Source organism: Micrococcus sp. EYE_212, assembly GCF_023147585.1.
In the GTDB taxonomy this organism is placed as follows: domain Bacteria; phylum Actinomycetota; class Actinomycetes; order Actinomycetales; family Micrococcaceae; genus Micrococcus.
This window is the reverse complement of the sequence record NZ_JAHXOZ010000009.1, coordinates 102,573-129,366: the sequence shown is the minus strand read 5'-3', so window position 1 is coordinate 129,366 and position 26,794 is coordinate 102,573. Positions and strand designations below refer to the sequence as shown.

Genomic DNA, 26,794 nt, shown 5'->3' with positions numbered 1-26,794 from the left:
AGCGGTTCAACCGGACGCTGGCGATCGAGTGGGCCTACCGGCAGGTGTTCACCTCCAGTGCTCACCGACAGGACGCGCTTGCCCCGTGGTTGGAGTACTACAACACTGAGCGGGGTCACGCCGCGCTCGGAGGACACCCGCCCATGAACCGGGTGCCACCAACCTCATGACCGGGTACACCTAGGATCTCGCCGGGGCACGGGCCAGGGGCGTTCGCGCCGGGCGGGAGCCGGGGACGCGAGGGGCCCCGCTCCTCCGGCGTGGTGCCGGAGGCGCGGGGCCCGTCGTCGTGGTGCGAGGTGAGAGCGGCTCAGGCCGCTGCGATCACTTCTTGCCGCCGAAGCCCTTGAAGCGGGCGTTGAAGCGCTCCACGCGGCCGGCGGTGTCCATGATGCGCTGCTTGCCCGTGTAGAACGGGTGCGAGGCGGCCGAGATCTCGACGTCGATCACCGGGTAGGTGTTGCCGTCCTCCCACTCCGCGGTCTTCTCGGAGTTCGCGGTGGTGCGGGTGAGGATCTTCTCACCGGAGGCGAGGTCGTTGAAGATGACGTAGCGGTACTCGGGGTGGATCGCGGTCTTCATGGGGAGCATCCTTCGTTTCTGCCGCCTGATTGGGACCAGGGGCGCGAGAGGTGTGGTCGGTGGGGTCCGCCGGTCGGCGGGCCAGCGGCCCACTCTACCGCATGCCCCGTCGTGTCTCCCCGCGGATCGCGCGGCCCGCGCGTCGCGCCCGGCCCTCACCGCGCGCGCAGCTCCCACAGTGCGACGGCGGCCGCCGCGGCCACGTTCAGCGAGTCCACGCCCGCCGGCATGGGGATCACGACGTCGGCGTCGGTCTGGGCGAGCGTCTCCTCGCGGACGCCGGGGCCCTCCTGGCCCAGCACGAGGGCCAGCCGCTCGGCGCCCCGGATCCCCTCGAGCTCCGGGCTGTCCAGGCCCACGGCCCGCTCGGTCACCTCGAGTGCGGCGACCGCGAACCCCGCCTCCTTCAGCACGGGCACCGCGGACGCCACGGGGCCGTCCAGCCGCGCCCAGGGCAGCTGGAACACCGTCCCCATGCTCACGCGGATCGCCCGCCGGTAGAGCGGGTCGGCGGCCTGCGGGGTCAGCAGCAGCGCGTCCCACCCCAGGGCCACCGCCGAGCGCACCACCGCGCCCAGGTTCGTGTGGTCCACGAGGTCCTCGGCGATGAGGACGCGCCGCGCGCCCGCGAGCACCTCGCCCACGGAGCGCGGGGCGGGCCGGTCCATCGCCGCCAGCGCGCCGCGGTGCAGGTGGAAGCCGGTGAGCTCCGTGAGGACCTCGTCCGGGCCGGTGAAGACCGGCACGTCCGGGTGGGCGGCGAGGGCGTCCGCGAACGTCTCGCGGTACCGGTCCCCCAGCAGGAACGAGCGCGGCGTGTGCCCGGCGGCCAGCGCCCGCCGCACCACGGAGGAGGACTCCGCCAGGAACACCCCGTGCTCGGCGTCCACGCGGCGGCGCAGGGCGGCGTCGGTCATGGTCGTGTACGCGGCCAGGCGGGGGTCGGCGAGGTCGGCCGGGGTCAGCCGCACCTCCCGGCCGGCCGCGCCCGGAAGCCGGGTGTGCTCAGCCACCGTTCACCAGGCGCAGGATCATGCTCGTCAGTCCGGCCAGGCCCACCACCACGATCACCCCGCGCAGCAGCGTCGGGGAGATGCGCCGCCCGATCCTGGCCCCCACGGACCCGCCCACCAGGGAGGACGCCGCGATGAGCAGCACGGCCGTCCAGTCGATGCGGTCGAAGGCGAACAGCAGGTAGGAGACGGCGGCGATGAGGTTCACCGAGAGGGAGAGCCACGTCTTGATGCCGTTCGCGTGCACGAGCGTGCCGCCGCAGAGGAACACGCCGAGGATGCCCATGAGCAGCACGCCCTGCGCGGCCACGAAGTACCCGCCGTACACACCGGCCAGGAAGACGAGGATCCACAGCGCGGGGCCGACGGGCCGGCTCGGCACGGCGGGGGCCTCGGCGACCTCGCCGCCCGCCCGCGCGGCGGCCCGCCGGCGCACCCACGCCTGCAGGCGGGGCTGGAGGATCACGAAGGCGAGGGCCACCACGATGAGGATCGGCGCCGCGTACCCGAACACCTCGGGCGGCAGGTGGATCAGCAGGGATGCCCCGAGGATGCCGCCCAGCAGGGAGGCCACGGTCAGCACGGGCAGCACGGCCCGCGACTCCGCGAGCTCGCGGCGGTACCCGAACACGCCCGAGAACCCGGCCGCCACGAGGCCCATGGCGTTGGAGATCTGCGCCGTGACGGGCGGGTACCCCACGGCCACGAGCACGGGGAAGGTCACCAGGGTGCCCGAGCCGATCACGGAGTTGATGGTGCCGGCCCAGAACCCGGCCAGCAGCACGAGCAGCACCTGCCACAGGTCCATCCCGAGGACCTGGGCGGCGAGCAACTCGCTCACGCGCCGACGGCCGAGTAGCGCCCGTCCGTCGAGGTGACGGTGAGCGCGAGGCCGAACGCGGTGGAGAGGTGCTCGTCCGTGAGGACCTCCGCGACGGGGCCGGCGGCCACCACGCCGCCCTCGCGCAGCAGCAGGGCGTGGGTGAAGCCCGGAGGGACCTCCTCCACATGGTGTGTCACGAGAACGGTGGCCGGCGCCGCCTCGTCCTCCGCGAGCTCGGTGAGCTGGCGGACGAGCTCCTCGCGCCCGGCCAGGTCCAGCCCCGCGGCGGGCTCGTCCAGGAGCAGCAGCTCGGGGTCGGTCATGAGCGCGCGGGCGATCAGCACCCGCTTGCGCTCGCCGTCCGAGAGGGAGCCGAAGGGCCGGTGCGCCAGGCGGGAGAGCCCCCACGCGGACACGAGCCCGAGGGCCCGCATGCGGTCCTGCGTCTCGTAGCTCTCGCGCCACGTGCCGGTCACGCCGTACGCGGCGGTCACCACGGCGTCCTGCACGAGCTCCGCGCGCGGCACCTGGGCCGCCAGCTGGGCGGAGGAGAGCCCGATGCGCGGGCGCAGCTCGAACACGTCGACGGCGCCCAGCACCTCGTCGAGGATCGCGACGTCGCCGACGGTGGGGTGCAGGCGGGCCGCGGCGATCTGCAGCAGGGTCGACTTGCCCGCGCCGTTGGGGCCCATCACGACCCAGCGCTCGCCCGCCCGGACGGTCCAGTCCACGTCGGCGACGATGTCCCGGCCGCCGCGGTGCACGCGCACGCCGCGCAGCTGGAGCACGGCGTCCTCGTCCGGGGTGAAGATGTCCTCGAGGTGCTGGGGCGTGGTCATGGCCTCCACCATAGTGGGGCCGGGCGTTCACACGCGGGGCGCGCTGCGTCCGCGCCCCTAGATTGAGGCCCATGAGCTCCGTGCGCCGCCTCGTCCTGACCGCCTCGCCCGCCGGCGCCCCTGGTCCCGCGGGCACGCCGGAGGGCGTGCCGGAGGGCGCCGAGCGCGTCGCCGCGGACGGCCTCGTGGGCTGGCGGTTCCTGAGCGACGCGTGGGCCGCGGCTCCCGATCCGGGTCCCGGATGGGCCGCGCTGACGCTGCCCGAGGACGCGACGGCGAACCCGCACCCGCTCGTGGTGACCGACGTCGACTCCACGCTGATCCAGCAGGAGGTCATCGAGCTGCTCGCGGCGCACGCCGGGCGCGAGGCGGAGGTCGCCGAGGTCACGGAGCGGGCCATGCGCGGCGAGCTCGACTTCGCCCAGTCCCTCCACGCGCGCGTCGAGGCGCTCGCGGGCCTGCCCGTGGGCGTGGTCGAGGAGGTCGTGGACGCCGTGCGCCCCACGGACGGCGCGCTCGAGCTGATCGCCGCCGTGCACGCGGCCGGGGGTCGGGTCTGCGCCGTCTCGGGCGGGTTCACCTCGGTGCTCGCCCCGCTCGCGGCCGCGTGGGGCCTGCACGCCTACTGCGCGAACGAGCTCGAGGCCGCGGACGGGCGCCTCACGGGGCGCGTTGTCGGGACCGTGGTGGACCGCGCCGCCAAGGCGGCCATGCTGCGCGCGTGGGCGGCCGACGCGGGCGTCGCGGAGACCGCCGTCGTGGCGGTGGGAGACGGCGCCAACGACATCGACCTGCTGACGGCCGCGGGGTGCGGGGTGGCCCTGTGCGCCAAGCCGGCGCTGCGCGAGCACGCCGACGTGGTGCTCGACGTGCCCTCGTTCACCCCGCTGCGCTGGCTGCTCGGGCTCTGAGCCCGAGCAGCCGGCGGCTCAGCCCCGGTGGCGGGCCAGGAAGTCGCGGGCGCCGCCCACGAGCTCGGTGTGGCCCACCTCGAGGTCGGTGCGCCCCACCAGGGCGGCCACCTCGGACGCGAACTCCTCCACCGTGTACAGCTTCCCGGCCGCCTCACGGCGCGCCTCGATGGCGCCCGGCTCCGCGCGGTTGAGCAGCGTGGCGGTGATGGTGCCCTCGATCATGTCGCCCGAGACCACCGCGAAGCCCAGGCCCTTCTCCGCGAACGCGGGGATGCGCTCGCGCAGCGCGAGCTCTCCGGCGCGCTTGGAGCGGGCCACGGGCTCGTAGGACTCCATGGTGTCCACCTCGTCGATGAAGTGCGCCTGGTGCGAGGTGACGAACACGATCTGCCCACCCTCCCCCATCCGCTCGAGGGCGGCGTCCGCGAGGGCGGCCTGCGCGTCCCGGTTGAGCGTCATGGCGTAGTCCTCGCCGAACTGGGACTCCATGCCGCCGGAGGCGTTGAGCACGAGCACATCCAGCGAGCCGAACGCCTCGACGGCGGCGTCGAGCAGGGCGGCGCGGTCCTCGGCCTTCGTGACGTCGCCGCCCACGGCCACGGCGCGGCCGCCGGCCTCCTCGATGGCGGCGACCACCTTGTTCGCGCGCGGGGCCTTCTGGCGGTAGTTCACCACGACGCCGGCGCCGCGGGCCGCCAGCAGCCGCGCGGTCTCCGCGCCGATGCCGCGGGAGGAGCCGGTGACGACGACGCCGCGTCCGGTGAGGTCTGTCTCAGTCATGCTCGGGGCCTTTCTGCCTGGGGTGGGAAGGGTGAGGGGGCGGGTCAGTGGCCCATGCCGAGGCCGCCGTCCACGGGGATGACGGCGCCCGAGATGTAGGAGGCCTCCTCCGAGGCGAGCCACCGGACGACGCCGGCGACCTCGTCCGGGTCGGCGAAGCGGCCCGCGGGGATGGACTTCTTGTACTGGGCCTTGAGGTCCTCGTCCAGCGAACGCGTCATCTCCGTGTCGATGTAGCCGGGGGCCACCACGTTCGCCGTCACGCCCCGCGCGCCGAGCTCGCGGGTGATGGAGCGCGCCATGCCCACGAGGCCGGACTTGGAGGCGGCGTAGTTGACCTGGCCCGGGGAGCCGAGCAGGCCCACCACGGAGGAGACCAGCACGATCCGGCCGCGCTTGAGGCGCATCATGCCCTTCGTGGCGCGCTGCACCACGCGGAACGAGCCGGTGAGGTTCGTGTCCACCACCGAGGCGAAGTCCTCCTCGGACATGCGCAGCAGCAGCTGGTCGTTCGTGATGCCGGCGTTCGCCACGAGCACCTCGACCGGGCCGTGGGCCTCCTCGACCTGCCGGAACGCCGCGTCCACGGACGAGGCGTCCGTCACGTCGGCCCGCACCGCCAGGACGCCCTCGGGGCCCTCGCCCGAGCGGGACGTGATGGCCACGCGGTCGCCGTTCGCGGCGAACGCCTGCGCGATGGCCAGGCCGATCCCGCGGTTGCCGCCGGTGACGAGGACGCTGCGCCCGCCGGGGGCGGCCGGCTCGGCTGCGGAGGGACGGGACTGCTCGGCCATGGGGACCACCTTCTGTGCGGGGGCGACTAGGATCGTTCACCTAGGACATCGACCGGCGGTCGGCTCTGCGAGCCGTCCGAGGCGGACGCGAAGCGCCCGCCGGCCGCCGTGAACCACCACTCTACGTGTGCCGTCGTGCCGGGACCCGCCCCCGGACGCCGTGCAGGAGGTGACGCCATGACCACCCGCCCGGTCCAGGGGGTCACCACCGCCGCGCCGGCCCGCAGCGAGGACCGCTCGCACCGCATGCGCGTCTACCTCCTCCAGATGGGCGTCCGCACGCTGTGCTTCGTGGCCGCCCTCTTCACGCACGGCTGGCTCCAGCTCGCGTTCATCCTGGGCGCCGTAGCCCTGCCCTACATCGCGGTGGTCTCCGTGAACAATGCCGGCCCCGAGCGCTCCGGCACGCTGCGCCGCGTGGACTCGGGCGCCGCCGCCCTCCCCGTCCCCGAGGAGTCCGGCCCCGCGGCGCCGCAGCGCGTGGTCCTGACGGGCGACGTCGTGGCGGACCCCGTCCTCGACCGGCGCCGGGCCCTGCCCGGGCCGCGGACCGGTGGGGAGGCGGGCGCATGAGCACCGCGGGCCCGCTCGGCGGCATGGACCTGCTCGGAGCCCTCGCCGCGGGGTCCTCCCCCGCGCCGGGCTCCGTTCCGGGCGCCACGCCCGGGCCCGTCGGGGGACCCGCCGGCGTGGCCGCCGGGCCCGGCGATCCGCATCCGTGCTCGCGCCGCGGCTGCCGCGCCGACGCGGTGTGGGCGCTCGAGTGGAACAACCCCCGCGTGCACGCTCCCGAGCGGACCAAGACGTGGCTCGCCTGCCGCGAGCATCGCGCCCACCTCGGGGACTTCCTCGAGGTGCGCGGCTTCCTGCGCCGCGTCCGGCCCCTCGTGGCCCCCGACCAACCCGACCACCCCGACCACCCCGACGATGAGGTCCCCGCATGAGCACCGCCACCGGCCCCCGCGTCGGCTCCCGCCGTCCCCCCGGGGACACGGCCACGGAGCGCCTGCCCCGCCTGCGGTTCGGCTTCCTCGCCACGGGGCCCTGGATCCTCGGACTCCTCGTGTGCGTCCTCTTCGCGTTCGCGTGCCACTACCTCGCGCAGTGGCAGTGGGACCGGCGTGTGCAGAAGATGCACGAGGTCAACCGCGTGCTGGAGAACTACGACGACGACGCCGTGCCGTTCGCCAAGGCCGAGCGGATGTTCACGGACTTCGACGCCCAGGACGAGTGGACGCCTGTGACCCTGAGCGGGGAGTACCTCGTGGAGGAGACGCTGATCGCCCGCAACCGCCCCCGCGCCGGCCGCCCCGGCTACGAGGTGCTGGTGCCGTTCCGCACGGACGAGGGCGTCGTCGTCGTGGTGGACCGCGGCTGGCTGCCCGTGGGCGACACCCCCGGACGGCCCGACGTGGTGCCGGCGCCGCCGGAGGGCGAGGTGTCCGCCGTCGTGCGCGTCAAGCCCGGCGAGCCCACCCTGGACCGCGACGCCCCCGAGGGGCAGGTCGCCTCGATCGACCTGCCGGAGATCGGCCGGGTCGTCGGCGAGCCCGTGGCGGACACCGCGTACGGGATCATGGTGAGCGAGGACCCGGCCGCGGAGACCGCGCCGCAGAGGCTCGTGGAGCCCACGCTCGACGAGGGCCCGCACCTCTCCTACGCCATCCAGTGGTACCTCTTCGCGGCCATGGGCTTCGGCGTGTGGGGCTACTCGGCGTGGATGCGCGCCCGCAACGACCGCGCGGACGCCCTCGAGGACGCCGTCGACGACGGCACGTTCGCCGCCCGCCGCCCGCCGCGCCCCCAGCCCGTGCGGCGCCGCCGGGACGGACGGCTCACGGACGAGCAGGCCGAGGACGCGCTGTTCGACTGAGCGGCCCCGGCCGGCCGCTCAGGCCAGGGTGATGAGGTCCAGGTAGTCGTCGTTCCAGAGGTCCTCGACGCCGTCCGGCAGCAGCACCACGCGCTCCGGGGCGAGCGCCTGGACGGCACCCTCGTCGTGGGTCACGAGCACCACGGCGCCCTCGTACCGGCGCAGCGCGTTGAGGATCTCCTCGCGGCTGGCGGGGTCGAGGTTGTTGGTGGGCTCGTCGAGCAGCAGGACGTTGGCGGAGGACGCCACGAGCGTGGCCAGGGCCAGGCGGGTCTTCTCGCCGCCGGAGAGCACCCGCGCGGGCTTGTCCACGTCGTCGCCCTGGAAGAGGAACGAGCCCAGCAGCGTGCGCGCCTGGGTGTCCCCCAGCTGCGGCGCGGCGTGGCGCATGTTGTCGAGCACCGAGGCGTCCTGGTCGAGGGTGTCGTGCTCCTGGGCGAAGTAGCCGAGCTTGAGGCCGTGCCCGGCCTCCACGCCGCCCGTGTCCGGGGTCTCGGCACCGGCCAGCATGCGCAGCAGCGTGGTCTTGCCCGCGCCGTTGTAGCCCAGGATCACCACGCGGGAGCCGCGGTCGATCGCCAGGTCCACGCCCGTGAAGATCTCGAGCGATCCGTAGGACTTGGAGAGGTTCTCCGCGCGCAGCGGCGTCTTGCCCGAGGGCTGCGGCGAGGGGAAGCGGATGGCGGCCACGCGGTCCTGCGCGCGCTCGCCCTCGACGTCCCGCATGAGGCGCTCGGCGCGCTTGATCATGTTCTGCGCGGCCACGGCCTTCGTGGCCTTGGCCCGCATCTTCTCCGCCTGGGAGATCAGCGCGGAGGCCTTCTTCTCCGCGTTGGCGAACTCCCGGCGGCGGCGGGACTCGTCCTGCTGGCGCTGGGCCAGGTAGTTCTTCCAGGACATGTTGTAGACGTCGATCACCTGGCGGTTGGCGTCGAGGTAGAGGACCTTGTTCACGGTCATCTCCATGAGCTCCACATCATGGCTGATCATCAGCAGGCCGCCGGAGTACGTCTTGAGGTATTCGCGCAGCCACACGATCGAGTCGTGGTCCAGGTGGTTGGTGGGCTCGTCGAGGAGCATGATGTCCGCGTCCGAGAAGAGGATGCGGGCGAGCTCCACGCGGCGGCGCTGGCCGCCGGAGAGCGTGTGCAGCGGCTGGTCCAGGACGCGGTCCGGCAGGCCCAGGTTCGAGGTGATCCGGGCGGCCTCGGACTCGGCCGCGTACCCGCCGCGGGCGGCGAACTCCGCTTCGAGCCGCGAGTACCGGTTCATGGCCCTCTCGCGCTCGGCGTCGTCGTCCGCCGCCATCCCCTCCTCCGCGGCGCGCATGCGGCGGATGGTCTGGTCCAGGTCCCGGGCGGAGAGGATCCGGTCGCGGCCGGACTGGTCCATGTCCTCCACCTTGGGGTCCTGCGGGAGGTAGCCGATCCGACCCGAGCGGGTGACGGTCCCCCCGGCGGGCTGTCCGCCGCCGGCGAGCACCTTCGTGAGGGTGGTCTTGCCGGCGCCGTTGCGCCCCACCAGGCCCACCTTGTCCCCCTTGTCCACGCGGAAGTTCACCTCGTCCATGAGCAGGCGGGCGCCGACGCGCAGTTCGAGATCCGTGACGGTGAGCATGAGGGGGTGGAGCTCCTGGGGGTGTGGGGGCGGCCGCAGCGGACCGGTCGAGGGCGCGCGAAGGGCCGAGGGGCCCGGGGCCGCGCCGCCCCAGTCTAGTCCGTCTAGACTCAGGCCTCATGACCTTCAACTCCAACGTGCAGCTCGACGCGGGCCGCGCCTCCGGCGGCGGCGGGGGCCTCGGCCGGGGCGCCGCGATCGGCGGCGGCGGCGGCCTGCTGGCGCTGCTCCTGGCCATCTTCGCGCCCGGGCTGGCCGACCAGCTCGGCATCGACACCGGCTCGGCCACCTCCGGCCAGGGCCAGTACCAGCAGCAGACCACGGGGGGCACGGACCAGCCGGTCTCCCCGTCGGAGTGCAGCACCGGCGACGACGCGAACCGCAACGTGGACTGCCGCGTGATCGCCACCACCGAGGCCGCCGACCAGTTCTGGGGCGGGTACCTCGGCCGGTACTCCAACATCGACTGGCGCGAGCCGAAGCTCACCCTGTTCTCCGGCCAGGTGAACACCGGCTGCGGCGCCGCGTCCTCGGACACCGGCCCGTTCTACTGCCCCTCCGACGAGTCCATGTACTTCGACACGTCCTTCTTCGGCACCCTCCAGCGCGACTTCGGCGCCGAGGGCGGCCCCCTGGCCGAGGAGTACATCGTCGCGCACGAGTACGGCCACCACGTGCAGAACGTGGTCGGCTACCTGGAGTACTCGCGGGACGGCACGACGGGCGCCACCTCGGGCTCGGTGAAGGCCGAGCTCCAGGCCGACTGCTTCGCCGGCATGTGGGCCGGCCACGGCACGGTGACCACGGACCCGGAGTCCGGGGAGCCGTTCCTGCAGCCCATCTCGGACGCGCAGCTGCGCCAGGCGATCGACGCCGCGGCCTCCGTGGGCGACGATCACATCCAGGAGCAGGCCCGCGGCCGCGTCGACCCGCACAGCTTCACGCACGGCACCTCGGAGCAGCGCATGGGCTGGTTCATGCGCGGCTACCAGAACGGCCGCCAGGCCGAGCCGGACATCCAGCAGTGCAACACGTTCACCGCGAGCACGCTGGACATCTGAGGGCGCTTCCCGCGGTCTCCCCGGAACGACGTCGGGGGGCCCCCCCCCCCCCGGGGGGGGGGGGCCCCGGGCGTGGGGGGCCCGGGGCCGGGGGGGGGGTTTTGAACAGCGGGCCCCCACCTCCGCGCGGAGGTGGGGGCCCGACGTCGTTCCGGGACCGGGGCCGGGTCAGATGTTGAAGCCGAGGGCCCGCATCTGGTCCTTGCCGTCCTCGGTGATCCGCTCGGGACCCCACGGCGGCATCCAGACCCAGTTCAGGCGCCACTCGTCCACCATGGTGCCGATGGCGCGCGAGACCTGGTCCTCGATCTCCTCGGTGAGGGGGCACGCGGCGGTGGTCAGGGTCATGTCCACGAGCAGCGCGCCGTCCTCGGCGTAGTGCAGGCCGTACAGCAGGCCCAGGTCCACCACGTTCACCCCGAGCTCGGGGTCGATGACGTCCTTGAGGGCCTCACGGACGTCCTCCGTGGGCGTCTGCGCGGCGGCCTCGGTCATGCCGAGACCTCTGCGGCCTGCTCGAAGCGGGCGTAGCCCTCGGCCTCGAGCTGCGCGGCGAGCTCGGGGCCGCCCGACTCGGCGATGCGGCCGGCCACCATCACGTGCACGTGCTGGGGCTTGATGTAGTTCAGGATGCGCGTGTAGTGGGTGATGAGCAGCGTGCCCATCTCGTTCGCCTCGGCGGCGCGGTTCACGCCCTCCGAGACGATGCGCAGGGCGTCCACGTCGAGGCCGGAGTCGGTCTCGTCGAGGATCGCGAACTTCGGCTTGAAGAGCTCGAGCTGCATGATCTCGGCGCGCTTCTTCTCGCCGCCCGAGAAGCCCTCGTTGACGTTGCGGTTCATGAACGCGGGGTCCATCTGGAGGGCCTCGAAGGCGCCCTTGACGTCCTTGGTCCACGTGCGCAGCGAGGGCGCCTCCCCGTCCAGCGCGGTCTTGGCGGTGCGCAGGAAGTTGGTCATGGTCACGCCCGGGATCTCCACGGGGTACTGCATGGCCAGGAAGAGACCCGCCTGCGCGCGCTCGTCCACGCCCATCTCCAGGACGTCCTCGCCGTCCAGGGTGATGGACCCGGAGGTCACCTCGTAGCGGGGGTGGCCGGCGATGGTGGAGGCCAGGGTGGACTTGCCGGAGCCGTTGGGGCCCATGATGGCGTGCGTCTCGCCCGTGTTCAGGGTGAGGTTCAGGCCCTTGAGGATCTCCTTGGGGCCGTTGTCGGTCTCGATCTGCACGTGCAGGTCGGTGATCTGCAGGGTTGCCATGTGCGGTTCTCCTTGGAAGAAAAAGGTGGGGTGAGCGGGAGGTGGGCTCAGAGCGCGGCGATGCGCAGCTCGTCCTCCATGACGGTGGTGAGCTCGTCCTCGACGTCGGCGATGCCGATCTTCTGGATGATCTCGTTGAGGAAGCCGCGCACGATCAGGCGGCGCGCCTCCGACTCCGGGATGCCGCGGGCCATGAGGTAGAACAGCTGGGTCTCGTCGAACCGTCCGGTGGCGGACGCATGGCCCGCCCCCTCGATGACGCCGGTCTCGATCTCGAGGTTCGGCACCGAGTCGGCGCGGGCGCCGTCGGTGAGCAGCAGGTTCTGGTTCTTCTCGTACGTGTCCGTGCCCTCGGCCTCCTTGCGGATCAGCACGTCGCCCACCCACACGGTGCGCGCGTCGGCGCCCTGCAGCGCGCCCTTGTAGAGCACGTCCGAGACACAGTTCGGCTGGTTGTGGTCCACGAACAGGCGGCTCTCGAGGTGCTGGCCGGCGTCGGCGAAGTAGAGGCCGTAGAGGCGGGCCTCGCCGCGCTCGGCGGAGAAGCGCGCGGTCGGGGTGAGGCGCACCAGCGAGCCGCCGTGGGAGACGGTCACGTGCGTGAGGTGCGCGCCCGTGGCCACGGAGGCCTGCTGCGCCGACACGTGCACGGCGCCCTCGTCCCACGCCTGCAGGGAGACTGCGTTGAGGCGGGCGTCCCGGCGGACGTCGAACTCGACGTTCTGGGCCAGCACGGCGGAGCCGCGGTGGCGGATCACGACGTCGGCCTGGGCGTTCTCCTCGACGATCACCGTCAGGTGCGCGGCGGCGGCCTGGGGGCCTGCGCCGGTCACCTCGATCCGGATCGGCTCGGCGACCTCGGCTCCCGCCGCGACCATCACGACGACGGCCTCGGAGGTCGAGGCCCACGCCGCGGCGGAGACGCGGTCGTCCGGCGTCAGCACGGAGCCGACGCGTGCGTCCTCGCGCGAGACGGTCTCCATGGAGACGCCCTCGTGCTCGGACACGGTCACGGTCGGTGCCGCGCCGGTGAGCCGCGCGTCGTCGCCGCCGGGCAGGTGCAGCCCGCCCAGGCGCTTGAGCGGGGTGAACCGCCAGTCCTCCTCGCGCCCGGTGAGCACCGGGAAGTCGGCGAGCTCGTACGAGCTCACGCGGTCCGCGCGGGAGCCGCCGGTGCGGCGCGGCTGCGCCGCGGCCTTCGGGGCCTCCTGGGTGACGGCGAGCTTCTCGCCCTCCTCCCCCATGCCCGGAATGAGATTGCGCTCGGTCACATCCATGGTCTCGGCCACTCAGCCCACCGACCCTTCCATCTGCAGTTCGATCAGCTTGTTCAGCTCGAGGGCGTACTCCATCGGCAGCTCGCGCGCGATCGGCTCGATGAAGCCGCGCACGATCATCGCCATGGCCTCGCTCTCGGAGAGGCCGCGGCTCTGGAGGTAGAAGAGCTGCTCCTCCGAGACGCGGGACACCGTGGCCTCGTGGCCGAGGGTCACGTCGTCCTCGCGGATGTCGATGTACGGGTAGGTGTCCGAGCGGGAGACCGTGTCCACGAGCAGCGCGTCGCACACCACCGAGTTCGCGGCGCCCTTGGCGCCCTCGTCCACCTGCACGAGCCCGCGGTAGGCGGCCCGGCCGCCGTTGCGGGCGATCGACTTCGAGACGATCGAGCTGGAGGTGTTGGGGGCCATGTGCACCATCTTCGAGCCCGTGTCCTGGTGCTGGTCGGCGCCGGCGAAGGCCACGGAGAGCGTCTCGCCGGTGGCGTGCTCGCCCGTGAGGTACACCGCGGGGTACTTCATGGTGACCTTCGAGCCGATGTTGCCGTCGACCCACTCCATCGTGCCGCCGGCCTCGACCACGGCACGCTTGGTCACCAGGTTGTACACGTTGGTGGACCAGTTCTGGATGGTGGTGTAGCGCACGCGGGCGTTCTTCTTCACCACGATCTCCACCACGGCGGAGTGCAGGGAGTCCGACTTGTACATCGGGGCGGTGCAGCCCTCGATGTAGTGCACGTAGGAGTCCTCGTCCGCGATGATCAGCGTGCGCTCGAACTGGCCCATGTTCTCCGTGTTGATGCGGAAGTAGGCCTGCAGCGGGATGTCCACGTGCACGCCCTTGGGCACGTACACGAAGGAGCCGCCGGACCACACGGACGTGTTCAGGGAGGCGAACTTGTTGTCGCCCACCGGGATCACGGTGCCGAAGTACTCCTCGAACACCTCCGGGTGCTCCTTGAGGGCCGTGTCGGTGTCGAGGAACAGCACGCCCTGGGCCTCGAGGTCCTCGCGGATCTGGTGGTAGACGACCTCGGACTCGTACTGGGCGGCGACGCCCGCCACGAGGCGGTCGCGCTCCGCCTCGGGGATGCCGAGGCGCTCGTACGTGTTGCGGATGTCCTCGGGCAGGTCCTCCCAGGACTTCGCCTGGCCCTCGGTGGAGCGCACGAAGTACTTGATGTTGTCGAAGTCGATGCCGGTGAGGTCCGGGCCCCACGCGGGCATCGGCTTGCGCTCGAAGTACTTCAGGCCCTTGAGGCGCAGGTCGAGCATCCACTGCGGCTCGGACTTCTTGGCGGAGATGTCGCGCACGACGTCCTCGTTCAGGCCGCGCACGGCCTTCTCGCCGGCCGCGTCGGAGTCGGCCCAGCCGTACTGGTAGGCGCCGATGGCGTTCAACTCGGGGTTCTTCTCGAGGATCTCGGCGATCACGCCGGGATCGGCGGTCTCCGTGGTCTCCCGCTGGACGATCTGGTCTGTCATCTCAGCCTCTCTCGTTGCGGTGTTCGGGGTGGTCGGACGGACGGGTGGTCTTCTCGGGGCCGGCGGGCGGCCTCACGTGCGGCCCAGGGGCACGTGCGTGGTGCACACGTGCCCGCCGGTGGCGAGGGTGGAGAGCCGGCGCACGTCGACGCCGAGCAGGCGCGCGAACAGGGCGGCCTCCTCCTCGCAGAACTCCGGGTAGCGGGCCGGCAGGCCCTGCAGGGGGCAGTGGCCCTGGCACACCTGGTCGGCCCGCAGGGTGGGGGCCAGCCCCTCGCCCACGTGGCGCAGCGTGCCGGCGAATCCGGCGGCGTCGAGCACCCTGGCGAGCACGGCGGTCCGCTCCTCCAGCGGCAGGTCCACGCCGGCGACGGCGGCGTCGAACATCCGCTCGACGTCGCGGAAGGCCCCGCGCGCGAGGCGGCGGACCTCGCCCTCGCCGCCGAGCTCCGCGAGGCGGTCGATCGCGTCGACGGCGACCGAGAGGTGGTCGTCGCCGAGACGGCGCTGGGCGTGCTGCGTCACCACGTACCGGCGGGAGGGGCGGCCCGCTCCGCGGGCGGCGCTGACGAGCTTCACGGCCACGAGGGACTCCTCCTCGAGGGCGTCGAGGTGGCGGCGCACGGCCGCGGCGGTGAGCTCCAGCTCCCGGCCGATCTCGGCCGCGCTCACCGGCCCGCGAGTGAGGACCAGCTGCAGGACGCGCTCGCGCGTGCCCTCGGCGGGTGCCGGGGCGGGCGCGGCGTCATGCGCGGGGACGGGCCGTTCGGAATACACCAGTCCATGATGACGTAATGATCTGGAACCGTTCAAGTGAGGGGGCCCTTCGTCCGCTCTCGGCACCGGTGTCCCGCGTCACCCGGGACGCCCCGCCCGCGGCACCGGGCACCGCCGGCCCGCCCGACTAGACTGGACCGGTGCCCCCCACCTCCCCCGACGACGCCCACACCGACGCACCCGTGCCGGCGCTGAGCCTGCGGGACGCCCACCGGAGCCTGGGCCGCGGGCGCGCCCGCACGCCCGTGCTGCGCGGGGTGGACCTCACCGCCCGCGCCGGGGCCGTGACCGTCCTGCTCGGCCCCAACGGCGCGGGCAAGTCCACGACGCTGGGCCTGTGCCACGGCACGGACCGTCCGGACGCCGGCACGGTCCGCGTCTTCGGGCGCGACCCCTGGCGCGCATCCGCGGACCTGCGCGCCCGCATCGGCGTCATGTGGCAGGAGGGCGGGCTGCCGCCCTCGGTGACGGCGCGCCGGTTCGTCACGCACGTGGCCTCGCTCTACCGCTGCCCCGAGGACCCGGAGGAGCTGCTCGAGCGCCTGCTGATCGCGAAGGTCGCCGGCCGCTCCCTGCGCCGCCTCTCCGGCGGCCAGCGCCAGCGCGTCGCGCTCGCCGCGGCCCTCGTCGGCCGCCCGGACATGCTCTTCCTGGACGAGCCGACGGCCGGGCTGGACCCGGAGACGCGCCCCGTCGTCCACGAGGTCATCCGCGAGCAGACCGCGCGCGGCGCCGCGGTGCTGCTGACCACCCACCTGCTCGACGACGCCGAGCGCCTCGCCGACGACGTGGCGATCCTCCGGGCCGGACGCGTGGTGCGCGCCGGCTCCCTCGCCGAGCTGACCCGCGTGGAGGCCGGCGACGTCGTGGACGTGGAGTTCGCGCAGGCGCGGCCCGCCGACGTGCGCGCGTGGTCCGCGGCCCTGCGCGCCCCCTTCACCGCCCGCCCGCTGCCCGACTCCCCCAGCGTCCGGGTCACGGGCGTGCGCACCCCCGCCGACCTCGAGGCCCTCGCCGGCACGTGGCGGGCCCACGGCCTGCTGCCCACGCGCTGGGACCGGGCGAGCCTGCGCCTCGAGCACATCCTCCAGGAGAGCGCCGCATGAGCACCCCCACCGCCGCCCCCCACGCCGGAGCCGCCCCCCTGGGCTCCCGCGTGGCGCGCCAGGCCGCCTACGAGACCGGCACGGCCCTGCGCAACGGCGAGCAGCTGATGGTCACCCTGATCCTGCCGCTGCTCGCGCTGATCGGCGTGCACGCCACCGGTCTGCTGGACGCGCCCTCCCGCTCCGGCCTGGACGTGGCCGTCCCCGGCGTCCTCGCGCTGGCCGTCATCAGCTCGGCCTTCACGGCGACCGCGATCTCCACGGGCTTCGAGCGCCGCTACGACGTGCTCGCCGCGCTCGCCACGACGCCGCTCGGCACGCTCGGGCTGGTCGCCGGCAAGGCCGCGTCCGTCGCCGTCCTGCTCGTGGTCCAGACCGCGGTGATCGGCGGCGTCGGCCTCGCGCTGGGCTGGCGGCCGGACCCGGCGGGGATCCTGCCCGCCGCCGTCGCCCTCGTGCTGGGCGCGGCGGCGTTCACCGCCCTCGGCCTGCTCCTGGCGGGCACGGCGCGCCCCGAGGCGACCCTCGCCGCCGCCAACCTGCTGTGGGTGCTGTTCGGCGCGGTCGGCGGCACCGTGTTCCCCGCGCTGTGGGGCTGGCTTGAGCTCCTGCCCTCGGGCGCCCTCGGCGCGGCCCTGCGCGGCGCCCTGCTCGACGGCGCGTCGGAGCCGCTGCCCCTCGTCGTCCTCGTGGCGTGGACCGCGGCGGCCGTGCTGGCCGCCCTGCGCTGGTTCCGCTGGCGCCCCTGACGGCCCGGCACCGCCCTCCCTGCTCCCCCGACCCACCCTCGACCCCGCAAAGGACCGGTTCTCGTGACCGCTTCATCCTCCTCCCACCGCGCCGCCGGCGCGGCGGATCCCTCCCGCATCACCGCCACCACCGTGGCCCTCGCCCTCGCCTCCCTCATCTCCCAGATGGTCATCGTGGTGACGGGCGGGGCCGTCCGGCTCACCGGCTCCGGACTGGGCTGCCCCACGTGGCCGACGTGCACGCCCGAATCCCTCACCACCACGCCGGAGATGGGCATCCACGGCATCATCGAGTTCGGCAACCGGACCCTCACGGGCGTCCTGGGGGTCATCGCCCTGCTCATGATCGTGCAGCTGTGGCCCCTCCGCCGCACGCACCGCACGTCGTTCCTGCTCGCGTGCCTGCTCCTGGCGGGCATCGCGCTCCAGGCCGTCATCGGGGGCATCACCGTGTGGATGCACCTGGACCCCCGGATCGTGGGCGTCCACTTCGTCATCTCCGGGGTGCTCATCGCCCTCGCGGCCATGCTGTGGCTGCGGGTGCGGGAGGCGCACCGCCACGGCGCGGGCGCACCCCTCGTGGACGGCGTCACCACCCCCGGCACGCGCCTGGCCGCCCGGGTCGCGTACGCCGCCCTCTGGGCCGCCCTCGTCCTGGGCACCCTCGTGACCGGCACCGGTCCGCACTCCGGCGACCCGGCGGCGGCCCGGCACGGCTTCGACGCCGTCATGATCACCCGCCTGCACGTCGTGCCGGTCTACCTCACGGTCATCGCGACGGTGGTGCTGCTGGTGCTCATCCACCGCACGCTCGGCTCCGGCGCGGGCCAGCGGTCCTCGGCCTGGTTCCTGCTGGCGGCCGTCGTCCTCCAGGGGATCCTCGGCTACTGGCAGCACGTCGCGGGGCTGCCCATCGGGGTCGTGGCGGCCCACCTGGCCGGTGCCACGGTCGCCGTCGTCGCCGGCACCCTGGCGTGGCAGCGCCAGACCAGCGGACACGTCACGCCGGGGCACTGAGACCCGCACCGGCGACGCAGAACGGCCCCGCATCCTCCGGCCGGAGGATGCGGGGCCGTCGTCGTGACGGGGCCGAGGGCCGGTTCAGGCGCCGAAGCGCATGAGCGGCTCGCCCACGAACGGGTCGATGGCCAGAGCCACGAACAGCAGCGTCAGGTACGTGATGGAGAGGTGGAAGACCTTCATGGCCTTGCGGTCGTCGAAGTCCTCGCGCTGCGCGCGGCGCTGGAGGACGTGGGCCTCCCACACGAACCAGCCGCCGACGCCGAGCGCCACGGCCGTGTACACGATGCCGGCCCAGCCCATGGGCACCAGCAGCAGCGAGCACACCACGGTGGCCCACGCGTAGAGCACCACCTGGTTGGACACGAGACGCGCCGAGGCGACGGCCCCGAGCATGGGGACGTCCGCCTCCTGGTAGTCCCGCTTGTACTTCATGGACAGGGGCCAGTAGTGCGGCGGGGTCCACAGGAAGATCACGGTGAAGAGCACGAGGGCGGGCCACTCGACCGTGCCGCGGACCGCGGCCCAGCCGATCAGCACGGGGAAGCAGCCGGCGATCCCGCCCCACACGATGTTCTGCTCCGTGCGGCGCTTGAGGATCAGCGTGTAGACCACCACGTAGAAGAAGATGGCGGCCACGCCCAGGCCCGCCGCCAGCCAGTTGGCGCCGAAGCCGAGGACCAGCACGGAGAGGACAGCGAGGGTCCACGAGAACACCAGGGCCTCCCGCGGGGTGAGCTCGCCCGTGACGAGGGGCCGGCGCTCGGTGCGCTTCATGATCCGGTCGATGTCCCGGTCGATGTAGCAGTTGAACGCGCCGGAGGCGCCGGCCGCCATGGCACCGCCCACGAGGGTGGCGATCATGGTGGTGAGGTCCGGGAATCCGCGCTGCGCGAAGATCATGGTGGGCAGCGTGGTCACCAGCAGGAGCTCGATCACCTGGGGCTTGGTGAGCTCCAGGTAGGCGCGCAGCTTCCGGCCCAGGGGGACCGGCGGCCGCTCGGGCGCGGGGGCCGACCGGACGTCGGCGGCGGGTGCTGGGGAGTGCGACTCCACGGAGGATGACATCTGCTTCTCACGGTGAGGGGACGGGGTCAGGCCGGGGGCGGGGCGCGGGGAAACCTCCACGCCCTGCACGGGGCCCTGCTCCATCCTACCCGCGGGCCCCGCGGCGCGCCCGGGGAGGCGGGCGTCACTCCGGGACCGGCCGGGGGTCCGCGGGCTAGGCTGGCGGGGACGCCGCCCGTCGGGAGCGATCCCGACGGCGCGCCCCGATGTCCCCCACATGCCAGGAGCAGTCCCGTGACCGACGCCCCGTCCCCCGCCGCCGGGCCCATCCCCGCTCTGGACCGCGTGCCGCCCGCGCGGGAGTTCGTGTACGACGACGCCGACCGCCGCATGGTGGACACGCTCAAGGTCCTCGCCGTGGACGCGGTGGAGCGTGCGGGCCACGGCCACCCCGGCACCGCGATCTCGCTCGCGCCGGTGGCGTGGCAGCTCTTCCAGAACGTCATGCACCTGGATCCGGCCGACGACCGCTGGGCCGGCCGAGACCGGTTCATCCTCTCGGCGGGCCACGCCTCCCTCGTCCTCTACCTGCAGCTCTTCGCCGCCGGGTACGGCCTCGAGGTCGAGGACCTCGAGGCCCTGCGCACCCGCGGATCCCTGACCCCCGGCCACCCGGAGTACCGCCACACGCCCGGCGTGGAGATGACGACGGGCCCGCTCGGCCAGGGCCTGGCCTCCGCGGTCGGCTTCGCGTACGACCAGCGGCGGGTGCGCGGCCTGCTGGACCCCGACGCCGCCCCCGGGACCTCGCCCTTCGACCACCACGTCTTCGTGATCGCCTCGGACGGCGACGTCCAGGAGGGCGTGACCGCCGAGGCGTGCTCGCTCGCCGGCCATCAGGAGCTCGGGAACCTCGTGGTCGTCTACGACGCGAACCGCATCTCCATCGAGGACGACACCGACATCGCCTTCACCGAGGACGTCGCCGCCCGCTACGAGGCCTACGGCTGGCACGTGCAGGAGGTCGACTGGACCAACGGCGCCCAGGGGCACGACGTCTCCGAGTACACGGAGGACGTCGAGCGGCTCTACGAGGCCCTCGCCGCGGCGAAGGCCGAGACCGGGCGCCCCTCCCTGATCAAGCTGCGCACCGTGATCGGCTGGCCCTCCCCCACGAAGCAGAACACCGGCGGCATCCACGGCGCGAAGCTCGGCGAGGACGAGGTCCGCGAGCTCAAGGCGCACCTCGGCTTCGACGTCGAGGAGCACTTCGCGGTGGAGCCGGGCCTCCTGGAGCACGCCCGCGCCGTGGGCGAGCGCTCGAAGGCCTACCGCGCGCAGTGGGAGGAGGCCCTCGCCGCGTGGCGGGAGGCGAACCCGGAGCGCGCCCGCCTCTTCGACCGGCTGACCGCCGGCGATCTGCCCGAGGGCTTCGCTGAGGCGTTCCCCACCTGGGACGCCGATGCGAAGGGCATCGCCACGCGCGCCGCCTCCGGCGAGGTCCTGACCGCCCTCGCCCCCGTGATGCCCGAGCTGTGGGGCGGCTCCGCCGACCTCGCCGGCTCGAACAACACCACCATGAAGGGCGAGCACTCCTTCGTCCCCGCACGCCGCTCCACGAGCACGTGGCAGGGCGACCCGTACGGCCGCACCCTGCACTTCGGCATCCGTGAGTTCGCGGCGGGCGCGATCGTCAACGGCATCACGATCGGCGGGCTGACCCGTGCGTACGCCGGCACCTTTCTCCAGTTCGCCGACTACCAGCGCGCCGCCGTCCGCCTTGCGGCCCTCATGGGCGTGCCGAGCATCTACGTGTGGACGCACGACTCGGTCGGCCTCGGCGAGGACGGGCCGACCCACCAGCCCGTGGAGCACCTCGCCGCACTGCGCGCGATCCCGGGCCTCGACGTCGTGCGCCCCGCCGACGCGAACGAGACCGCGTGGGCGTGGCGCACCGTGCTCGAGCGCCGCACGCACCCCGCGGGCCTCGTGCTCACCCGGCAGAACGTCCCCGTGCTCGACCGTGGGGAGGGCGCGCTCGCCGCGGCCTCCGGCACCGCCCGAGGGGCCTATGTGCTCGCGGAGGCGGCCGGCCCGGACGGCTCCCCCGCCGCGCCGCGCGTCCTGCTGATCGCCACCGGCTCCGAGGTGTCGGTGGCGCTGGGCGCGCGGGGCCTGCTGCAGGCCGACGGCGTGCCCACCCGCGTGGTCTCCGCCCCGTGCCTCGAGTGGTTCGCGGAGCAGGACGAGGCCTACCGGGCCGAGGTCCTCCCCGACGGCCCGGATGCCCCCGTCCGCGTCTCCGTGGAGGCCGGGATCGCCCAGCCGTGGTTCGAGCACACCGTCACCGCCGGATCCCGCGGGGCCCGCGTGAGCCTCGAGCACTACGGCGAGTCGGCCGACGGGCCCCTCCTCCTCGCCGAGTACGGCTTCACCCCCGAGAACGTCGCGGCCACGGCCCGCGGCCTGCTCTGAACTGGACGAAGGGCGCCTCCCATGACCGAGAAGAACCCCCGCACCGCCGCCCTCGCCGAGGCCGGCGTGTCCCTGTGGCTGGACGACCTCTCCCGCACGCGCCTGGACTCGGGCACGCTCGAGGAGCTGATCGCGACCCGCTCCGTGACCGGCGTGACGACGAACCCCTCCATCTTCGCCCTTGCCCTGAAGGACGCGGACGCCTACGAGGCGCAGCTGGCCGAGCTCGCCGCGGCCGGTGCCACCGTCGACGACGCCGTCACGGCGCTGACGACGACGGACGTGCGCCGCGCCGCAGACGTCCTTGCGCCCGTGCAGGAGGCGACGGGTGGAGCGGACGGCTTCGTGTCCATCGAGGTGGACCCCCGCCTCGCGCGGGACACCGACGGGACGATCGCGCAGGCCCGCGAGCTGGCCGCCGTCGTGGACCGCCCGAACCTCATGGTGAAGATCCCCGCCACGGTGGAGGGCCTGCCGGCCATCTCCGCGGTGCTCGCCGAGGGCATCAGCGTGAACGTGACGCTCATCTTCTCCCTGCCCCGCTACCGCGAGGTGCTCAACGCGTGGCAGTCGGGCCTCGAGCAGGCCCGGGAGAACGGCCACGACCTCTCCCGCATCCACTCCGTGGCCTCCTTCTTCGTCTCCCGCGTGGACACCGAGGTGGACGCGCGCCTGCGCGCGGGCGGCCGTGGCGACGCCGGCGGCCTGACCGGCAGGGCCGGCCTCGCCAACGCGCGCCTCGCGTACCGGGCCTTCACGCAGGCCCTCGACACGGAGCGGTGGCGTCTCCTCGAGGCCGCCGGCGCCCCCGTGCAGCGCCCCCTGTGGGCGTCCACCGGAGTGAAGGACCCCGCCCTGCCGGACACCCTGTACGTCGCCGGCCTCGTGGCCCCCCGCACCGTGAATACCATGCCGGAGAAGACCCTCGAGGCCTTCGCGGACCACGGCGAGGTCACGGGTGACACCGTCACCCGCGCCGACGCCCAGGCCGAGGCCGACCTCGACGCGATCGGCGCCGCGGGCGTCTCCTACACCGAGGTCGTCGAGCAGCTGGAGGCCGAGGGCCTGCAGAAGTTCGAGTCCGCGTGGGCCGAGCTGCTCGACTCCGTGCGCGCCGGCCTCGACGCCCACCGCTGAGCACAGCCCGACCGACCTCCACCGCACCCGGAAGGACCACCATGAGCACGCTCGGCCTGACCGCCACCGGATCCGCCCTCGAGGCGATCGACCGCCACCTGCCCGCCCTCCTGGAGGACCGCGTCGCCTCCCGCCTCGGCGCCCAGGACGCCACCCTGTGGGGCGAGCAGGCCCGGGACGAGGCCGCGCGCCGCCTGGGCTGGATCTCGCCGTTCGCCGACGCGCGGGCCGTGGTGGCGGACGTCGAGGCCCTGGCCGCCGAGCTGCGCCGCGCGGGCCTGACCCGCGTGGTCCTCGCCGGCATGGGCGGCTCCTCCCTCGCCCCCGAGGTCATCGCGGCCGCCGCCGGCGTCCCCCTCGAGGTGCTGGACTCCACCGACCCCCTCGAGGTGGCCGACGTGATCGGCCGTGACCTGGACCGGACCGTGCTCGTGGTCTCCTCCAAGTCGGGCTCCACCGTCGAGACCGACTCCCAGCGGCGCATCGTGGAGCGCGCGCTGCGCGAGGCCGGCGTCGACCCCGCCGAGCGGATCGTGGTGGTGACGGATCCGGGCTCGCCCCTGCACGAGGCTGCCGAGGCCGCCCACTACCGCGCCGTTTTCACGGCCGACCCGACCGTGGGCGGGCGCTATTCCGCCCTCACCGCGTTCGGCCTCGTGCCCGCGGGCCTGGCCGGCGCGGACGTCGCCGCCCTCCTCGACGAGGCGGAGTCCGTCGCAGGCCTGCTCACCGCGGACGACGTCGAGAACCCCGGGCTGCGGCTCGGCGCCGCGATCGGCGGCACGAGCCCGCTGCGCGACAAGCTGGTGATCTCCGACCGCGGCTCCGGCCTCCCCGGCTTCGGGGACTGGGCCGAGCAGCTCCTCGCCGAGTCCACGGGCAAGGACGGGACGGGCCTGCTGCCCGTCGTCGTGGCCCCCGGCGACCCGGAGACCGTCTCCGCCGCGGGTGACCTCCTCCAGGTCCAGATCGTCGGCGCCGACGTCCCCGAGGACGACGCCCCGGCCCACGGCCTGCGCGTCTCGGGCTCCCTCGGCGCCCAGATGCTCACCTGGGAGGTGGCCACCGCCGTGGCCGGCCGCCTGCTGGGGATCAACCCGTTCGACCAGCCGGACGTGGAGGCCGCCAAGGCCGCCGCCCGCGCGCTGCTCGACGCACCGGCCGGCCCCGCGGAGTCCGGTGCCGTGCTCCAGGGCGTCGAGGTCTCGGGCCCCGCCGCCGTCACGGAGTCCGCGGACCTGCGCTCGGCCCTGGGCGCCGTCGTCGGGCTCATCCCGCCGGGCGGCTACCTGGCCGTGCAGGCCTACCTCTCGCGCCACGCGGACGCCGAGCTCGCCGGGATCCGCTCGGAGCTCGCCGCGCTCGCCGGGCGTCCGGTGACCTTCGGCTGGGGCCCGCGGTTCCTGCACTCCACCGGCCAGTACCACAAGGGCGGCCCCGCCACGGGAGTGTTCCTGCAGGTCACCGGCGCGGCCGGGACGGACGTGGAGGTCCCGGACCGCCCGTTCTCCCTCGGCCGCCTGATCGCCGCGCAGGCCTCCGGCGACGCCGACGTGCTGCGCGCGCTCGGGCGCCCCGTGATCACGGTGCACCTGCCCCGGCGCGCCGCCGGGATCGCCGCCCTGCGGGACGCCGCCCGTGGCCGCTGAGCTCCCCGTGCGCGCCGGCCGCCCGTCCAACCCCCTGCGCGACCCGCGCGACCGCCGCCTGACCCGCATCGCCGGGCCGTCCTCGCTCGTGCTGTTCGGGGTGACGGGTGACCTCGCGCGAAAGAAGCTGCTGCCGGCCATGTACGACCTCGCCCACCGCGGCCTCCTGCCGCCCTCGTTCTCCCTCGTGGGGTTCGGACGCCGTGACTGGTCCGACGACGAGTTCGCGGACTACGTGCGGACCTCCGTCGAGGCGGCCTCCCGCACCCCGTTCGACGAGACGGTGTGGGACCAGTTCCGCGGGGGGCTGCGGTTCGTCTCGGGCGCGTTCGACGACGCCGAGGCCTACGCACGCCTGCGGGACATCCTCGCGGAGCTCGAGACCACCCGCGGGACCGCCGGCAACGCGGTGTTCTACCTCTCGATCCCGCCGGACTGGTTCGAGGCCGTCTCCCGCCACCTCGCGGACCAGGGCCTCGCGGACCGCTCCCAGCCGGCCGACGGCCCGTGGCGGCGTGTGGTGATCGAGAAGCCGTTCGGCCATGACCTGGCCAGCGCACAGGAGCTCAACGCCGTGATCGAGCGCGTCTTCCCCTCCGACGCCGTGTTCCGGATCGACCACTACCTCGGCAAGGAGACGGTCCAGAACATCCTGGCCTTCCGGTTCGCCAACCGGATCTTCGAGCCGCTGTGGAACGCAGACCACGTGGACCACGTGCAGATCACCATGGCCGAGGACATCGGCATCGGAGGCCGCGCGGGCTACTACGACGGCGTGGGCGCGGCCCGCGACGTCATCCAGAACCACCTGCTCCAGCTGCTCGCCTTCACCGCGATGGAGGAGCCCATCTCCTTCGACGCCGACCACCTGCGCGCGGAGAAGGAGAAGGTCCTCGCCGCCGTGCAGGTGCCGGACACGCCCGCCGGGCTCGAGGCGGCCTCCGCCCGCGGCCAGTACACGAGCGGCTGGCAGGGCGGGGAGAAGGTCACGGGCTTCCTCGACGAGGAGGGGTTCAACCCGGCCTCGACCACGGAGACCTTTGCGGCCCTCAAGGTGGGCATCCACACGCGCCGCTGGCAGGGCGTGCCGTTCTACCTGCGGGCGGGCAAGCGCCTCGGCCGGCGGGTCACGGAGATCGCCGTCGTGTTCAAGAAGCCCCCGCACCTGCTGTTCCCGGTGCACGCCGGGGACGAGTACGGGCAGAACGTGATCGTCATCCGCGTGCAGCCGGACGAGGGCGTGACCATCCGCTTCGGCTCCAAGGTGCCCGGCACCCAGTCCGAGGTCCGCGACGTGACCATGGACTTCGGCTACGGCCACGCGTTCACCGAGGACTCCCCCGAGGCCTACGAGCGCCTCATCCTGGACGTCCTGCTGGGCGAGCCTCCGCTGTTCCCGCGGCAGGCGGAGGTGGAGCAGTCCTGGCGCATCGTGGACCCGTTCGAGGAGCACTGGGCCTCCCTCGACGCGCAGCCCGAGCCCTACGCGCCCGGGACGTGGGGTCCGCCCTCGGCGGACGCCCTCATGGCCCGCGACGGACGAGCATGGAGGCGGCCGTGAAGATCAGCATGCAGGACACCACCACCTCCCACGTGGCCAAGCGCCTCACCCGCCTGCGGGAGAAGGGCGGAGTCGTGGCCCTCGGCCGCGTGCTCACGCTCGTGATCAGCACCGACGACGCCGGCATCGAGTCCGCCCTCGAGGCCGCCAACGCGGCCTCGCTGGAGCATCCCTGCCGGATCATCGTGCTCGCGCTCGGCGACCCCGCTGCGCCCACCCGCCTCGACGCGGAGATCCGCGTGGGCGGCGACGCCGGCGCGTCCGACGTCGTGATCCTGTGGTGCACCGGGGACAACGCGCAGGCCGACGAGTCCCTCGTGGGGGCGCTCCTGCTCCCCGACGCCCCGATCGTGGCGTGGTGGCCGGGCCTGCCGCCCGCGGTGCCCTCCGCCACGCCCCTGGGCCGCCTGGCCCACCGGCGCATCACCGACTCGGGCGCCTCCGCCCACGCCGAGTCCGCGCTGTGGGGCCTGCGCGCCGGCCACCGCGACGGGGACACGGACCTGGCCTGGACCCGCCTGACGCTGTGGCGCATCCAGGTGGCCGGGATCCTGGACAACCTCGACGCGCGGAGCCTGACCTCCGTGAGCGTGGACGGCGCCCCGGACTCCCCCAGCACGCTCCTGCTGGCCTCGTGGCTCACGCTGGGCCTGCGGATCCCCGTGACCATCGCGCACTCCAAGGTCGGGCGCGGGATCCGGTCCGTGCGGCTGCGCCGCCCCGAGGGCGACGTCGTCCTCTCACGCTCGCAGTCCCAGGTGGCCCGGCTCTACCAGCAGGGCCGCCCCGTGCAGCGCATCGCGCTGCCCCGCCGCTCCGACCAGGACTGCCTGGCCGAGGAGCTGCGCCGCCTGGACCCGGACGAGGTGTTCGGCGCCGTGCTCCACGAGGGCCTGCCCCTCGCCGACCTCTCCGCGGTGCAGGCGAGCGAGCGCTGACGGGGAGCTCGGCGGCCCCGGACACGCGAGGCTCCCGACGCGACAGGACCCCGCGAT

At 73.8% G+C, this 26,794-nt stretch carries 27 protein-coding genes; 14 read left to right on the top strand and 13 right to left on the bottom strand.

Going from position 1 to position 26,794, the window contains the following annotated elements; genetic code table 11:
• The coding region (locus KZX60_RS07680) for an integrase core domain-containing protein (protein WP_248115692.1) at positions 1 to 170 on the top strand (170 nt) is incomplete at its 5' end.
• Between the two features lie 154 nt (positions 171 to 324).
• On the opposite strand, the gene KZX60_RS07675 is transcribed toward KZX60_RS07680, so the two are convergent.
• The 4 genes from KZX60_RS07675 to KZX60_RS07660 form a co-directional block, all read right to left on the bottom strand.
• Entirely contained in the window at positions 325 to 582 is a 258-nt protein-coding gene (locus KZX60_RS07675; protein WP_248117064.1) for a type B 50S ribosomal protein L31, read from the bottom strand.
• A 155-nt stretch (positions 583 to 737) separates the two neighbouring features.
• The gene (locus KZX60_RS07670) at positions 738 to 1,499 is read right to left on the bottom strand and encodes an RNA methyltransferase (RefSeq protein ID WP_248117091.1); all 762 of its coding nucleotides are present in this window, start codon (positions 1,497 to 1,499) and stop codon (positions 738 to 740) included.
• Positions 1,500 to 1,587: 88 nt separating this feature from the next.
• Entirely contained in the window at positions 1,588 to 2,436 is an 849-nt protein-coding gene (locus KZX60_RS07665; protein WP_248117061.1) for a sulfite exporter TauE/SafE family protein, read from the bottom strand.
• Positions 2,433 to 3,257 (bottom strand): ABC transporter ATP-binding protein, encoded by an 825-nt coding sequence (locus tag KZX60_RS07660; RefSeq protein WP_248117058.1) that lies wholly within the window; start codon positions 3,255 to 3,257, stop codon positions 2,433 to 2,435. Before KZX60_RS07660 ends, KZX60_RS07665 begins: the two co-directional genes overlap by 4 nt.
• Before the next feature lie 71 nt (positions 3,258 to 3,328).
• Between KZX60_RS07660 and serB the strand changes: the two genes are divergently transcribed.
• Complete coding sequence (serB, locus tag KZX60_RS07655; protein WP_248117055.1) at positions 3,329 to 4,168, top strand: phosphoserine phosphatase SerB; 840 nt, start codon at positions 3,329 to 3,331, stop codon at positions 4,166 to 4,168.
• A gap of 18 nt (positions 4,169 to 4,186) precedes the next feature.
• Here serB and KZX60_RS07650 read toward each other — a convergent pair whose 3' ends face one another.
• Together KZX60_RS07650 and KZX60_RS07645 are read right to left on the bottom strand one after the other, a co-directional pair.
• Positions 4,187 to 4,951, bottom strand: a complete 765-nt coding sequence (locus KZX60_RS07650; RefSeq protein WP_248117053.1) for an SDR family oxidoreductase — start codon at positions 4,949 to 4,951, stop codon at positions 4,187 to 4,189.
• A gap of 44 nt (positions 4,952 to 4,995) precedes the next feature.
• A complete protein-coding gene (locus tag KZX60_RS07645) occupies positions 4,996 to 5,745 on the bottom strand; it encodes a beta-ketoacyl-ACP reductase (protein ID WP_248117051.1) in 750 nt (249 codons plus the stop codon).
• Positions 5,746 to 5,922: 177 nt separating this feature from the next.
• Here KZX60_RS07645 and KZX60_RS07640 point away from each other — a divergent pair, with 177 nt between their 5' ends.
• The 3 genes from KZX60_RS07640 to KZX60_RS07630 are packed head-to-tail and all read left to right on the top strand — an operon-like array spanning position 5,923 to position 7,618.
• Positions 5,923 to 6,318 (top strand): DUF3099 domain-containing protein, encoded by a 396-nt coding sequence (locus KZX60_RS07640; protein ID WP_248117049.1) that lies wholly within the window; start codon positions 5,923 to 5,925, stop codon positions 6,316 to 6,318.
• Positions 6,315 to 6,689, top strand: coding sequence for a hypothetical protein (locus KZX60_RS12080; RefSeq protein WP_348983744.1), 375 nt, complete (start codon positions 6,315 to 6,317; stop codon positions 6,687 to 6,689). The genes KZX60_RS07640 and KZX60_RS12080 overlap by 4 nt, the downstream gene beginning before the upstream one ends.
• Complete coding sequence (locus KZX60_RS07630; protein ID WP_248117047.1) at positions 6,686 to 7,618, top strand: SURF1 family protein; 933 nt, start codon at positions 6,686 to 6,688, stop codon at positions 7,616 to 7,618. The genes KZX60_RS12080 and KZX60_RS07630 overlap by 4 nt, the downstream gene beginning before the upstream one ends.
• Before the next feature lie 18 nt (positions 7,619 to 7,636).
• Here KZX60_RS07630 and KZX60_RS07625 read toward each other — a convergent pair whose 3' ends face one another.
• Positions 7,637 to 9,235, bottom strand: a complete 1,599-nt coding sequence (locus tag KZX60_RS07625) for an ABC-F family ATP-binding cassette domain-containing protein (protein WP_248117045.1) — start codon at positions 9,233 to 9,235, stop codon at positions 7,637 to 7,639.
• Between the two features lie 119 nt (positions 9,236 to 9,354).
• Between KZX60_RS07625 and KZX60_RS07620 the strand changes: the two genes are divergently transcribed.
• Positions 9,355 to 10,296: a neutral zinc metallopeptidase gene (locus tag KZX60_RS07620; protein ID WP_248117043.1), complete on the top strand. Its 942-nt coding sequence runs from the start codon at positions 9,355 to 9,357 to the stop codon at positions 10,294 to 10,296.
• A gap of 168 nt (positions 10,297 to 10,464) precedes the next feature.
• On the opposite strand, the gene KZX60_RS07615 is transcribed toward KZX60_RS07620, so the two are convergent.
• The 5 genes from KZX60_RS07615 to KZX60_RS07595 all read right to left on the bottom strand — a co-directional run bounded on the left by KZX60_RS07615 (position 10,465) and on the right by KZX60_RS07595 (position 15,094).
• A complete protein-coding gene (locus KZX60_RS07615) occupies positions 10,465 to 10,791 on the bottom strand; it encodes a metal-sulfur cluster assembly factor (protein ID WP_248117041.1) in 327 nt (108 codons plus the stop codon).
• On the bottom strand, positions 10,788 to 11,555 hold the full coding sequence (sufC, locus tag KZX60_RS07610; RefSeq protein ID WP_248117039.1) for a Fe-S cluster assembly ATPase SufC: 768 nt from the start codon (positions 11,553 to 11,555) through the stop codon (positions 10,788 to 10,790). Before sufC ends, KZX60_RS07615 begins: the two co-directional genes overlap by 4 nt.
• A 47-nt stretch (positions 11,556 to 11,602) precedes the next feature.
• On the bottom strand, positions 11,603 to 12,844 hold the full coding sequence (gene sufD, locus KZX60_RS07605; RefSeq protein WP_248117037.1) for a Fe-S cluster assembly protein SufD: 1,242 nt from the start codon (positions 12,842 to 12,844) through the stop codon (positions 11,603 to 11,605).
• Complete coding sequence (sufB, locus tag KZX60_RS07600; protein WP_248117034.1) at positions 12,845 to 14,317, bottom strand: Fe-S cluster assembly protein SufB; 1,473 nt, start codon at positions 14,315 to 14,317, stop codon at positions 12,845 to 12,847.
• A 72-nt stretch (positions 14,318 to 14,389) separates the two neighbouring features.
• A complete protein-coding gene (locus tag KZX60_RS07595) occupies positions 14,390 to 15,094 on the bottom strand; it encodes a helix-turn-helix domain-containing protein (RefSeq protein ID WP_248117031.1) in 705 nt (234 codons plus the stop codon).
• A 140-nt stretch (positions 15,095 to 15,234) separates the two neighbouring features.
• On the opposite strand from KZX60_RS07595, the gene KZX60_RS07590 reads away from it, so the two are divergent.
• From KZX60_RS07590 to KZX60_RS07580, 3 genes are all read left to right on the top strand, one after another.
• Positions 15,235 to 16,200, top strand: coding sequence for an ABC transporter ATP-binding protein (locus KZX60_RS07590; RefSeq protein ID WP_248117029.1), 966 nt, complete (start codon positions 15,235 to 15,237; stop codon positions 16,198 to 16,200).
• Entirely contained in the window at positions 16,197 to 16,949 is a 753-nt protein-coding gene (locus KZX60_RS07585; protein ID WP_248117027.1) for an ABC transporter permease, read from the top strand. Before KZX60_RS07590 ends, KZX60_RS07585 begins: the two co-directional genes overlap by 4 nt.
• A 63-nt stretch (positions 16,950 to 17,012) precedes the next feature.
• Positions 17,013 to 17,966 carry a COX15/CtaA family protein gene (locus KZX60_RS07580; RefSeq protein ID WP_248117025.1) on the top strand — a complete coding sequence of 318 codons (954 nt, stop codon included), beginning with the start codon at positions 17,013 to 17,015 and terminating at the stop codon, positions 17,964 to 17,966.
• 84 nt (positions 17,967 to 18,050) lie between these two features.
• On the opposite strand, the gene KZX60_RS07575 is transcribed toward KZX60_RS07580, so the two are convergent.
• Complete coding sequence (locus tag KZX60_RS07575) at positions 18,051 to 19,037, bottom strand: heme o synthase (RefSeq protein WP_248117023.1); 987 nt, start codon at positions 19,035 to 19,037, stop codon at positions 18,051 to 18,053.
• Positions 19,038 to 19,271: 234 nt separating this feature from the next.
• Between KZX60_RS07575 and tkt the strand changes: the two genes are divergently transcribed.
• From tkt to KZX60_RS07550, 5 genes are read left to right on the top strand one after another with little or no spacing between them, the layout of a single operon-like run.
• Positions 19,272 to 21,452, top strand: a complete 2,181-nt coding sequence (tkt, locus tag KZX60_RS07570; RefSeq protein ID WP_248117021.1) for a transketolase — start codon at positions 19,272 to 19,274, stop codon at positions 21,450 to 21,452.
• A 21-nt stretch (positions 21,453 to 21,473) separates the two neighbouring features.
• The gene (gene tal, locus KZX60_RS07565) at positions 21,474 to 22,589 is read left to right on the top strand and encodes a transaldolase (RefSeq protein WP_248117018.1); all 1,116 of its coding nucleotides are present in this window, start codon (positions 21,474 to 21,476) and stop codon (positions 22,587 to 22,589) included.
• A gap of 41 nt (positions 22,590 to 22,630) precedes the next feature.
• Positions 22,631 to 24,238, top strand: a complete 1,608-nt coding sequence (locus KZX60_RS07560; RefSeq protein WP_248117016.1) for a glucose-6-phosphate isomerase — start codon at positions 22,631 to 22,633, stop codon at positions 24,236 to 24,238.
• Positions 24,228 to 25,799, top strand: a complete 1,572-nt coding sequence (zwf, locus tag KZX60_RS07555) for a glucose-6-phosphate dehydrogenase (protein ID WP_248117014.1) — start codon at positions 24,228 to 24,230, stop codon at positions 25,797 to 25,799. The genes KZX60_RS07560 and zwf overlap by 11 nt, the downstream gene beginning before the upstream one ends.
• Positions 25,796 to 26,737 (top strand): glucose-6-phosphate dehydrogenase assembly protein OpcA, encoded by a 942-nt coding sequence (locus KZX60_RS07550; protein WP_248117012.1) that lies wholly within the window; start codon positions 25,796 to 25,798, stop codon positions 26,735 to 26,737. The genes zwf and KZX60_RS07550 overlap by 4 nt, the downstream gene beginning before the upstream one ends.
• The last annotated feature ends 57 nt before the right edge of the window (positions 26,738 to 26,794 follow it).